An 11,856-nucleotide genomic window follows, 5' to 3' on the forward strand; every position below is an offset into this window, starting at 1 on the left:
ATACTCAAATCAATATCAAAATATATGTGAAAAAATGATGAAAGAAGAATTAGATTTTGCTGTACGTGATGAAGAAAGTTTATCGGTAGATTTGATTGAAGCTCAGTATGCTTTAAAAAATAGTCGTGATCAAAAAAATGGGAAAAGTTTAGTTATTTTGGTTAGTGGAATTGAATTAGCAGGTAAAGGTGAGGCGGTAAAACAGTTGCGTGAATGGGTTGACCCTCGCTATTTGCGTGTTAAAGCTGATCCTGCACATCTATTTTCAGACAAACAAACTTTTTGGCAACCGTATGTTCGTTTTATTCCTGCAGAAGGGCAGATCCAAGTCATGTTTGGCAATTGGTACAGCGATTTATTAGCGACCACGATGCACGTTTCACGTCCACTCGATGACACACTTTTTGATGCTTATGTCGATAGTATGCGTACTTATGAACAAGATTTGAAAAATAATCATGTTGAAGTCATTAAAGTTTGGTTTGATTTATCTTGGAAAAGTTTACAAAAACGTTTAGATGAAATGGATGCTTCAGAACAGCGTTGGCATAAGTTACATGGTTTAGATTGGCGTAATAAAAAGCAATACGATACTGTACAAAAGTTACGTCAACAATTTACAAATGATTGGTTTGTTATTGATTGTGAAGATGAAACGGTACGTGATCAGCAATTTGCTCAACATATTTTACGTGCGCTAAAAGAGTTACCTCGACATCGCACATCTGTACGGACGAAATGGAAACAAACAATCACACCTGAAGTTTTATTGAATCCTGCTCATGATGTTTTATCGGCAGAAGATTATAAAACTGAGTTAAAAAAACTGACTAAAAAAGTTTCAGATGCACTAAGAAATGATCCTCGAAATATCGTCATTAGCTTTGAAGGCATGGATGCAGCGGGTAAAGGTGGTGCAATTAAGCGTATTGTGAAAAAACTTGATCCTCGTGAATATGATATTCATACCATTGCGGCCCCTGAAAAATATGAACTTCGCAGACCTTATTTATGGCGCTTTTGGACAAAAATTCAGCCTGAAGAAAAAATTACCATTTTTGATCGGAGTTGGTATGGACGGGTATTGGTCGAGCGTATTGAGGGTTTTGCAAATCCGGTGGAATGGCAACGTGCCTATGATGAAATCAATCGTTTTGAAAAAGATTTAACTGAAAATCAGCATGTGATGATTAAGTTTTGGTTAGCGATTTCAAAAGAGGAGCAAGAAGCTCGTTTTAAAGCTCGTGAGCAGACACCGCATAAGCGTTTTAAAATTACCCCAGAAGACTGGCGTAACCGTGGGCATTGGGATGAATATCTGAATGCAGCCGCAGATATGTTAGAGCGAACCAATACCGACTGCGCCCCTTGGCATGTGATTGCGACCAATGATAAATATTCGGCTCGTATTCAGGTGCTTAAGGCAATTTTAAAGCAGTTAAAAGCTGATTAATATCTTGAAAATCCCTGTTTTTTTGTGTCTATATGGTTTCTGGGGTAAGGAATTTAACTACTAACTAAGGGGGGAGAGTAGATGTAACCTCTCTTTAAGTGAAAAGAAAGGCACTTTGTTTTTTTTTCAGTAAAATAGTAAAAAGCGGACTTATCATCCGCTTTTCTATTGTTTTAAAATATCTAAAATACGACTAAGAATACTTCACCACGCTCGCACTTTGCTTTTGCTGAATCCCTTTTGCTAACTTATAGCATTCATCTACATGAACTTCAGCGACTTTTTTCATCACAATATAACCTAAACTTGCCGCAATAATTGAACCGCCCAGTGGAATAAATTTAGTCACTTGCTTAGTAATGACTTTCGCAGCTAAATTGTTGAGCGATGCTTTTGCCGCAGTACGTGCGACCACTAAACCTGAAAACTCAAAACCACGTTTACGTAGCTCATTCCAATGCACTTTTTTAGTTTCAGGGTCATACACACTAATTTGCTCAGGTGCGAGTCCAAAACGTGCATTAATTTCAGGAATGAGTAAAGACAACATACCGATATCAATAATCACATCAAAAAAGGGGATAGGAATAACAGCAACACCTGCCGAAACGTAAGAACGTTTTTTAACAAGCTCTAAGCATTCTGTACGAATGTTTTCAAGGTTTAAATGTGGATCAATCGAGTCTGGAATTTTATCAATTTTCATAAAGTAATTACCTATTTATCAAGATTTTTATCATATTTCTACAGAAGCAGTGTGTAAGCTTGAAATTGTGAAGTTATGTACCAATAATGCAGTAAAAATGCCATAGTATGAAGTCGTTGTATAGAGGCGAATGTTTATGCTTTTGTGCATTTCAATAAATCATTAAAACAGACGGTTGAGGGACTATGGCGATTCATGTAATTCAAAGCCAACGTATAGATGTGCTTGTACAAGGGCTCTTACAAAATACGGCTCAACCCTCAAAAAATCCATTTACTGTTTTAAAAACCCAACATTTTATTGTACCGAGCCCTGCTGTGCAGGAGTGGCTGACACAAAAAATTTCAGAACAACAAGGTATTAGTGCCAATAATCAGTTTCATCATCGTATTCGTGGTTTTCAATGGTTTGCCTATCAACAAATATTAGAAAATAAAGACAAAGTCCGTAAAGCAAATATTCCTCGTCTGATTATGAAGTGGCGTATTTATCAAACGCTGAAAAATCATATTGATAGCGATGAAAACCAATTGCCTTTAGATCATCCATTGTTTGGCATTGTGAAACGGATTTATGATTCAGCTTCAGCACTTGAGCATGGCTTTAAAAAGCAACTGAAAAAACAAAGTATGTTGTATTGGGTGTCGGAGCAAGTATCAAAACTATTCGGCAATTACATGCTCTATAGAGGGGGCTGTCAGAAAAATTGTGCAAATGAAGGTCATGAATGTACTTGTACAGGCAATTGGCTAGGTCAGTGGGGGCGTAATCAAGCTTTAAATTTAGAAAACCAATTTTTTAAAAAAGATGAAATCTCGGTATTTACGCTGAATCAGGCGGAAGAATTAGAAAGTTGGCAACGCTGGTTATGGCAACATACTTTTCATGATGATTTTATTGATATACACAGTATTGATACTGATTTTTGGGCGACTTTAGATGATGAGTTACAACGTCCACAGGCATTAAAAAAATTGCCGAGTCGGCTGACAGTGTTTACTTTATTGGACTTGCCACCGAGCCAATTACAATTTTTAAGACGACTTGGACAATATATTGATGTGGTGATTTTACACTACAACCCATCACAAGAATATTGGGCAGATAGTGTCGATCCAAATTGGAAAAAACAATACGATTTACGAGTGAAAGAGCGTTTTATTGCCAAAAATCCAAAAGCAACAGATGTTGAGATCAATCAATTTTTCGAACAATTTACGCTTAACTTTAATGCTGAGACACGAGAATCTCGTCATCCATTACTGACACGGTTTGGTAAACAAGCTCGTGACCATTTTTCAATTTTATCCAATCTTTCTTCAGGTGAGGAAGGGCAGTGGGTCGATGCCTTTGTCGATGAAGAACCAATCAATTTGCTCACCAAACTTCAGTCCGATATTTTATATTTAGTTGAACCTGAAGAGCATGCATATAGGATTGCACCGACTGATCATTCCATTCAAATCAATGTTTGTCATTCAGGATTACGTCAGCTTGAAGTTCTCAAAGATCAAATGATTCATTGGCTTGCCCAAGGCACAACAGAACAGCCTCGTAGACCCAGTGATATTTTAATTTTAGCACCTGATTTAAAACAGATAGAACCGCTCATTCGCAGTGTATTTCCACATATACCTAATCAGGACAGTGTGTATTTACCTGTGAAAATTGCAGGCGTAACACAACTTGATGCAAGCAATGCATGGCGAGCTGTGTTAGGTCGTATGACTTTGGTTGATGGACGTTTCAGTGTTGAAGACTTTGCAGATTGGCTGAATTTAAATGCCACACAAATTCGTTATGAGTTAGATGTAAACAATACAGATCGCATGGTTGACTTACTAATTAGCGCAGGCTTTAAACGAGGTTTGGATGCAGCACATTTACAACGCAGTTTAAGTCAGGACGATCAAGATTTTCGTTTTACCTTTAAATATGCGCTAGATCGTTTGGCATTGGGTATCGCTATTCCTGAACATATTATTTTTGATGAAACGCTTAGTTATGCACAAGTGATGCCGAGTGATTTTGAACTGATTGCAAAACTGATTCAGATTTATCATGATTTTGATCATCGCCGTGATTGGATGATTGCGCATGAATTGGCTAACAATACGACCATTCAATGTCATGTTGAAGCATGGTTGAATTTACTGATGAAAGAGCTTGCTGAATTTGAACAATCGGGTGTTGAAATTTTAAAATCAGTACGTGAAATTGTCAAAAAACAAGAACGTATGCTGACATTGGCGTATCGAAATACACAAGATGAAACTGAGGCGAAAGAACTCAAACAGCTCTATCTACCTTTGCCTTATTTGCTTAATGAAATTGAAAATTTACTTGATGGGCAAATGGATCAAGCTTTGCCGACAGGTCAGATTACTTTTAGCCAAATTGGACAGATTCGTCCATTGCCTTACAAGCTCATTGTGATGTTGAACTTAGATGGTGGTAAATTTCCAAATCGAAGTGTGCATTTACCATTCGATTTAATGGAAATTTTAAAACCACAGTTGGGTGATCGTTCTCGTTTAGATGATGATCAAGGTGCATTTTTAGATGCCTTATTGTTGGCACAAGAAAATTTATGGCTGTTTTATAATGGCTTTGATGTCAGTGATGGCGAAGTACGTGATCCATCGAGTGTTTTACAAGAGTTGATCAACCATATTGCGTTTATTACAAAATCTGAGCGGACAGAAGCGAGCACTATAGAAAGTCTTGTTCAAGAAATAGCTATTCAAGAAACTCATGCTCAAGCAGAATCTGATCAAGAAACTATTCAGCCTTATCAAATGATTAAACCGCAAGGCGTGGAGATGGCTGAACAGGTACAATCGTTATATCAAATCCATACTTTGCAACCATTTGATCTTAAAGGCTTTGAAACGGTTGAACAGCAAAGATATCGTGATCAGTGGTTTAACGTCGCACAGCAAATTCGTCAGGCTGAACAATTATCTGAGCGACAAGCATGGGCAAATGTCCCTTATCCAAGTTTAGACGAGCAAGAAAGCATTACGGTTTTGGATGCAGGACAATGGATTCAGGATGTGACATTTCCTGCCCGTTTATATTTGAAAACCTTAGGCGTGGAAAATTTGCGTGCCCAAGATTTACCTGCATTGAATGAACCTTTAGTTTTAGATGGTTTAGCCAAATATCAAATTCGTGATTTCTTACAAAAACAAGATACTCAAGATCAACTTCACCAAGCAGATCAAGCACTGTTACAAGACCAATTACCGATAGGGAAAGTTCAAAACAGCGCATGGCAAATGAGTGTGGTGGAACAAGATCGACTTAAAGATCGTTTATATCGGTATGCTGAAAAAGTGACTGAAACTACGCAACGTCAATGGACTGTTAAAGATGGTTTAGTGATGAATATTACCATTCCTAAACAAAACGAGTTGGAACGACAAGGACAGCATTGGGTCAGTTTAGATGCGTCAAGTGCCCGTGGAAAACGTCGTACTAAAGTTTGGTTGGAATATTTATTGTGGCTAAGTTATTTGGCTTTGGATGATGATCAATCACGAGTATTAAAAAGAATTGCGGTGTTTAGTGATGTCACTCTCATTAATGAAGGTTTGAGCTCCAAAGAGGCTGAAATACATCTGTTGGCTTGGTTTAAAGCCTATGCTTACGGACAGTCTGAACCTTTAGTCTTACCGTCGGCACTCATGTTGAAGTTAGCTGAGGTGGGTAAAGAGCCAAAGTGGTCAGATGGTGATGTTGGAAATATGACGATGGAAAATTTTTCCGATTTACAAAATGAATGGACGAAAAGTGATGCCTTCTTACCTTACGATTTGACTGAAATGGAGTGGAGTCGTAAACATCGTGATTGGCAGTTTATTTTACAAGAACAAGATACAACAGCATTATTAAAACATGCGTGTGATCATTTCGCATATGCATTGTATAGCCCTATTTATCAGTATCAACAGGTTGCGGAGGAGTAATCATGAACGAACACGTATCTTCCGTAAATTCACAAATGAAGATGAATAAAAAGGTATCTATTCAGCCCATTGAAGACATGACGTTTACAGGTCTACATTGGATTGAGGCATCGGCGGGGACAGGTAAAACCTATACCTTATCGAGCCTAATGGTGCGCATATTATTAGAAAAATATTTGCCTAAAGATATTATTGCAACAACATTTACCCGTAAAGCATCGGCTGAATTAAAAAGTCGTATTCGGATACGTTTACAAGAATCTTTACGTTATTTTGAGGCTTGTCGCGATTTAACCGAACAAGAAGTTTTAGCCAAAGCAGCGAAAGAATCTGATCCATTATTTTCTAAATTACTGAGAACATTTGCAACGAAAATTGCTCACGCTTGTGAGCGTTTAAAGTTGGTGATTGATCAACTTGATGATTTATTTGTTGGGACGCTAGATAGCTTTAGCCAGAAGTTGTTACGTGAGTTTGCCTTTGAAAGTGGCAAAATTGAACGTGCTGAAATTACCGATGATGCAAAAAGTTATAGTCATCAGCTCATTCATGATGTATTGCGTGAATGGATTCAGGCACAACCGCAAAATATTATCGATAGTTTAATGTTTGCAGGAGAACTGCATGCTGTTGACTATTATGTTGCAACGGTTGAGCAAACTTTAAATTTTGCTTCAGCACAGTTTATTGAACCGCAATTTTCCAGTGCAGATGCTGATATTTTTCAGCAAGCAATGGTGCAATTGGCACAGATTCAGCCTGAGCAATTGCAAACTTTAGAAGCGTACTATTTGGAAAATGGCGAATACTATAAGCAAATTAATGGAACGAAATTTCGCGGTGGACGTTTCAATCGAATTTTTGCCAAAAGTTTTCCTGAAATTATTGCAACCTTACAACAGCATGATGCAAAACATTATTTAAGTACGCATTTAAATTCGGCAAAAGAAGATTTTGCGACACTAATCAAAGTTCTACGAGAAGAACAAATTTTTAAAAAAGCAGCACCTGAAAATATACAATCAGATTTTTATAATCATCCACTTATACAACAATTATTAAAAATTTATGAAGATATTGAGGTCTTCGAAAATCAATTGCATGGCACCAATACATTTTTAAAATACTACTTAGCGCAAGAAGTCAGAAAACGTTTACCACAAGTCTTGCAACAAAAGGGTGAAACAACGTTTGCACAACAAATTCGTACCCTTGCTGAAGCGTTAAACAGTGGAAAAGGGCAAGATGAGCAAGGGCAACGTTTTGCAAGTTTTATACATGCCAAATATCCTTTGATTCTTGTTGATGAATTCCAAGATACCAACCAAGATCAAGATGACATGTTGGCGCAAATTTGGCGACATCCAAACCGTGTAAAAAAAGGTTGTATGATTATGGTCGGTGATCGTAAACAAGCGATTTACGGCTTCCGTGGTGGTGATATGCTGACCTTTTTAAAGGCGCATCAGGATGTTTTTGGTAAAGATGGGCATGAGTATAATCTGATTTATAACCATCGCTCAGTTGAGCCTCTAGTTGAAGTAGTCGATACATTATTTCAGCGACAACTCGATTTTGGTGAACAGGTTTTTTATACCCCTGTACAGGCAGGTAGTCGCCCACATCCTGATTTGATGGATCAAGGCATTGCAAATCCAAAACCATTAAGATGGTTACAACTTGAAGATAAAAAAAATGAAGCAGAACAAGTTGCTTGGAAGATATGTGATTTATTGAATCAAGGGGTTCAAGGACATTTATATTTTGCTGAAAAGTCAGGACAACACCCGATTGATGAAAGTGATATTGCTATTCTTTCAAAAAATCACGATGGCTTAGATAAGGCACAATCGGCTTTACAATTTCTAGGTATTCGTACTAATCGTCCATCGAAAAAAAGTGTTTTTGAAAGCTCAATTGCGCAGGATGTTGGTGCTGTATTAGGTGCAATTTTACATCCATACCATGAAGGTAAAATTAAACGAGCTTTGCTTAGTCGACTCTTTGGTTTTAATTTACAGGCATTGATTGTATTAGAACAAAATGCTGATGGTTTGAGTCAATATATTGAACAGTTCGATCAAATTCGTGAAATTTGGTTGAATCAAGGGTTTCTCACCGCTTGGCAATATTTACTGAATCAATATGCGGTATGGACAAACTTAGTCGCAACACAAAGCCGTGATAATGAACGTGTAGTAGTGAATTTACGCCATATTACAGAATTGCTCAGTCAACACAGTGAGGAATATCAAGGTGCACAAAATTTATATCATTGGTATTTAAAGCAACTCACTTCTCCAATGGAGCGTGAATGGGAAATGGAGCGTAAATTGTCGAATGAGGCAGGCGTCCAGTTGATGACCATTCACCAATCGAAAGGATTAGAATTTAAATTTGTTTTCTTACTCGGCGCCGATAAAGATTTTAAAGAGATCAATAAAACACTGAACTTTTCGACTATTGAACACGTCAATGCACAAACAGGTCAGACTCAAAAGCAACGTGCAGTTGCGATCAATGACAGCAGTATTTTATCTCCTGAAGCCATTCAGCAGCACAATGAACGTGCTTTAGCTGAACATCATCGACTTTGGTATGTGGCTTTAACGCGTGCGAGTTATCGTGTGTATGCCATGCTTAGTGATACTAAAGCTAAATCGACTACAGGACTCGCATTTTGGCGAGGTCATCCTCTAGAAGCATTTGAGCATGTGGGTAGTGCTGTTGAGCCTTTACTGAAAGAGCGTCCATTTCGTTTGGAAAAAGAAAAAACAGAAGCTATTGCTCAGTTACATGCGGAAGAATTTCCAAAACAACGGTTTTATGCACGGGGTAAAACGAGTTTCAGCGCTTTGGCACAGCATTTAAACCGTTCACAAGTGCAAGATTTTCTAGCAGTTGCTGAACAGAAAATGGGAAGTGCAGATGATGAGACTGAAACGCAAGCATTTATAATTTTATCCGCTACACAAGACCATATTTCTGAACCTATTACATGGATGAAAGCAAATTTTCCTAAAGGGACAGTGGCAGGGAATTTTTTACATGAAATTTTTGAACATATTGATTTTAATGATCAAGCCTTGTGGCATCTAGAAATACATCGCCGTTTTAAAAACAATTATGCGTCTTTACGAACGGAGTTGATTGAAAAATATCAAACTGCATTCCCGAATGATGAGCAATTTGAGGACATCATCATTGAGTGGATTGGTGTATGGTTACAGGATGTGCTCTCTACGCCTATTTTTCCTGATTTTAAACTGGGACAATTGCAAGCACATGAACACTTATCCGAGTTCCCATTTTATTTGGCACTGTCAGATCATATTTTGACTGTTCAACGGATTCATCAGCTCTTTGCAGAAGAAAATATTGCAATGCCTGAGTTTAATCATGCCAATTCGGCACGTTATTTGACAGGCTCAATTGACTTGGTATTTTTTGATGGCAAGAAGTATCACATCGCCGATTATAAGAGTAATTTTTTGGGTACAAGCCAACTGCATTATCAAGATGAGGCAGTAAAAAGCAGTATGTCACAAGCGAGTTATTGGTTGCAGGCATCACTTTACTTGGTCGCTTTACATCGTTATTTGAAACTTCAACTTGAAGATTATCAAATAGAGCGAGATCTTGGTGGAGCGACTTATTTATATTTACGTGGTATGAATGGGCAGTCTGAGCAGGGCTATCATTATTGGAGACCAAGTACAGAATTTATTCTACGCCTCGATGCAATTCTTGGTTATTTTATTGAGAATAAACGGGCTGAAACTGCATAATTTGTGGTTTAAAAGGTTGAATAAACAAAAAGTTACGACTTATATGTTTTGTGGGTAAGTGTGTTGATAACTTTATGGATAACTCTGAGGATAACTGTGTGGAAAATAAGCAAGATTTAGAGAGTCAAGTCCCACAATGGATTGAGACATGGAGTAAATATGTTTTAACGCAGTATTCCACAGGTACAGACCCAAATGCAGAAGCGATACGGTTGGCACAAGACATCTTATTGGCAACGACTCAAGGGGATAGCTGTATTGCAGCTGCGGGGCGAGATATATCATCTTTCAAATCATTGATGATTAAAAATACGCAGATAAGCAGCTTTGATGGTCGTGTTCAAGTTGCACCTTTTATTGAAGATAACCAATTTCTTTATTTGTACCGTTACTGGCAACTTGAGCATCGTTTAGCAATTCAAGTCGGACGATTAAAACAACAAAAAATTGAGTCAGTCAATATTTCTGAAAATAGTGATTTATTAGAAGAAGAGCAACAGAAAAAAGCATTGGCGATGGTTGCAGAACAAGCCTTCAGTATCATTACTGGAGGGCCTGGTACTGGGAAAACTTATACGCTTGCCCGAATTATTGCTGTTTTAAATCAAGCCATTCCAAATATTCGGATTGCAATGGCAGCCCCAACAGGAAAAGCAGCACAACGTATGGGTGAGGCATTACAAAATTCATTAACAGATGAAAAATTAAAGGCATTTAATTTAAACCCTAAACTTTTTAACCCGATGACTTTGCATCGCTTATTGGGTTTAGGCAATCAAAAAATGCCTCGTTTTAATGCACGTCAACCTTTGCCTTATGATGTAATCGTGGTTGATGAAGCATCTATGCTTGATCTAAGTCTAGCGACATTATTATTTGAAGCTGTACCAAATCATTGCCGTTTGATTTTATTGGGCGATGCCAATCAATTGGCTTCGGTTGATGTTGGTTCAGTGCTTGCCGATTTACAACACGTTGAAGCCTTACACGTTAATCGTGTCAATTTGGTGAAAAGTCGCCGTTTTAGTGATGATGCTTTGATTGGAAAAATGGCAAAATTTATTCAAGCGCAAAAAGGACAAAAAAAAGTCAATGTAGATGAAAATGAATTATTGGCTCAGTTTGAGAACAGGATTGTCGTGGCAAGTGAAATTCAAAAGATTGATTTAAATACAATTCAAAAAGATACGATTCAGCTTGAATATTTACCTGATCAAGTTACAGGTTTAGATGTTGCGAGTTATTATCAAAAATTAAGTGTAGGTTTTCATAGTTACTTTCAAAGCATCGCTACTTATTTAAAGACAGAAGATGATACAAATAATTTATTCAATACGATTACCAAAGCTTTTGATGAATACCGTATTTTAACCGCAGTTCGTCATGGTGTATTGGGGCTGAGAAGTTTAAATCAGGAGATGGAAAAAGCGTTATTTGCATACTTGCCAACGTTATCTCGACAAGGTGATTGGTATGTTGGACGACCTGTGATGATGGGGTATAACGATTACCAACTTGGACTATCCAATGGAGATATTGGTATTTGTTTCAGACATCGTGAGCAAGCCGATCAGTTTGAAGTATATTTTCCTAGTTTAGATAAGTGGATTGCTGCGACACGTTTACCAAAAGAAATCGAAACAGCTTTTGTTTTAACAATTCATAAATCACAAGGATCAGAATTTACCCATACGGCTGTGGTTTTAGATCAAGCATCACAAAAATTGCTGAGTCAGGAACTAATTTACACTGCAATTACACGGGCAAAAAAGGCAGTAAGTTTACTGGTTGATAAAAAAAGTTTTGTACAATCACTGAATGTTGAAACATCAAGATTGAGTGGATTGGTTAATAAAATTAAAGAACTAAATTGACCATAAAGTTTTTTTTAATGTCATGCACTTGTGTACGAAATAGCTTACAAGGATTCAGGCGATT

At 37.5% G+C, this 11,856-nt stretch carries 5 protein-coding genes; 4 read left to right on the forward strand and 1 reads right to left on the reverse strand.

All coding sequences use genetic code 11. The features are described from left to right. Positions 1–34: 34 nt before the first annotated feature. Positions 35–1,453: a phosphate--AMP phosphotransferase gene (locus tag ACK1JC_RS00580; protein WP_409509912.1), complete on the forward strand. Its 1,419-nt coding sequence runs from the start codon at positions 35–37 to the stop codon at positions 1,451–1,453. A 193-nt stretch (positions 1,454–1,646) separates the two neighbouring features. On the opposite strand, the gene ACK1JC_RS00585 is transcribed toward ACK1JC_RS00580, so the two are convergent. Beyond that, positions 1,647–2,159: a hypothetical protein gene (locus ACK1JC_RS00585; protein ID WP_409509913.1), complete on the reverse strand. Its 513-nt coding sequence runs from the start codon at positions 2,157–2,159 to the stop codon at positions 1,647–1,649. A 185-nt stretch (positions 2,160–2,344) separates the two neighbouring features. Here ACK1JC_RS00585 and ACK1JC_RS00590 point away from each other — a divergent pair, with 185 nt between their 5' ends. From ACK1JC_RS00590 to recD, 3 genes are all read left to right on the forward strand, one after another. Then, positions 2,345–6,130 carry an exodeoxyribonuclease V subunit gamma gene (locus tag ACK1JC_RS00590; RefSeq protein WP_409509914.1) on the forward strand — a complete coding sequence of 1,262 codons (3,786 nt, stop codon included), beginning with the start codon at positions 2,345–2,347 and terminating at the stop codon, positions 6,128–6,130. Positions 6,131–6,165: 35 nt separating this feature from the next. Beyond that, positions 6,166–9,918 (forward strand): UvrD-helicase domain-containing protein, encoded by a 3,753-nt coding sequence (locus tag ACK1JC_RS00595; protein WP_409510011.1) that lies wholly within the window; start codon positions 6,166–6,168, stop codon positions 9,916–9,918. A gap of 98 nt (positions 9,919–10,016) precedes the next feature. Beyond that, the gene (gene recD, locus ACK1JC_RS00600) at positions 10,017–11,792 is read left to right on the forward strand and encodes an exodeoxyribonuclease V subunit alpha (RefSeq protein WP_409509915.1); all 1,776 of its coding nucleotides are present in this window, start codon (positions 10,017–10,019) and stop codon (positions 11,790–11,792) included. The last annotated feature ends 64 nt before the right edge of the window (positions 11,793–11,856 follow it).

It is taken from the genome of Acinetobacter sp. TY2 (assembly GCF_046269225.1).
Taxonomy (GTDB): Bacteria; Pseudomonadota; Gammaproteobacteria; order Pseudomonadales; family Moraxellaceae; genus Acinetobacter.

Excerpts from the sequence above, each read along its gene's own strand:
- ACK1JC_RS00580 (WP_409509912.1), top strand. The coding sequence starts at position 35 with ATGATGAAAGAAGAATTAGATTTTGCTGTACGTGATGAAGAAAGTTTA.
- ACK1JC_RS00595 (WP_409510011.1), top strand. The coding sequence starts at position 6,166 with ATGAAGATGAATAAAAAGGTATCTATTCAGCCCATTGAAGACATGACG.
- ACK1JC_RS00590 (WP_409509914.1), top strand. The coding sequence starts at position 2,345 with ATGGCGATTCATGTAATTCAAAGCCAACGTATAGATGTGCTTGTACAA.
- ACK1JC_RS00585 (WP_409509913.1), bottom strand. The coding sequence starts at position 2,159 with ATGAAAATTGATAAAATTCCAGACTCGATTGATCCACATTTAAACCTT.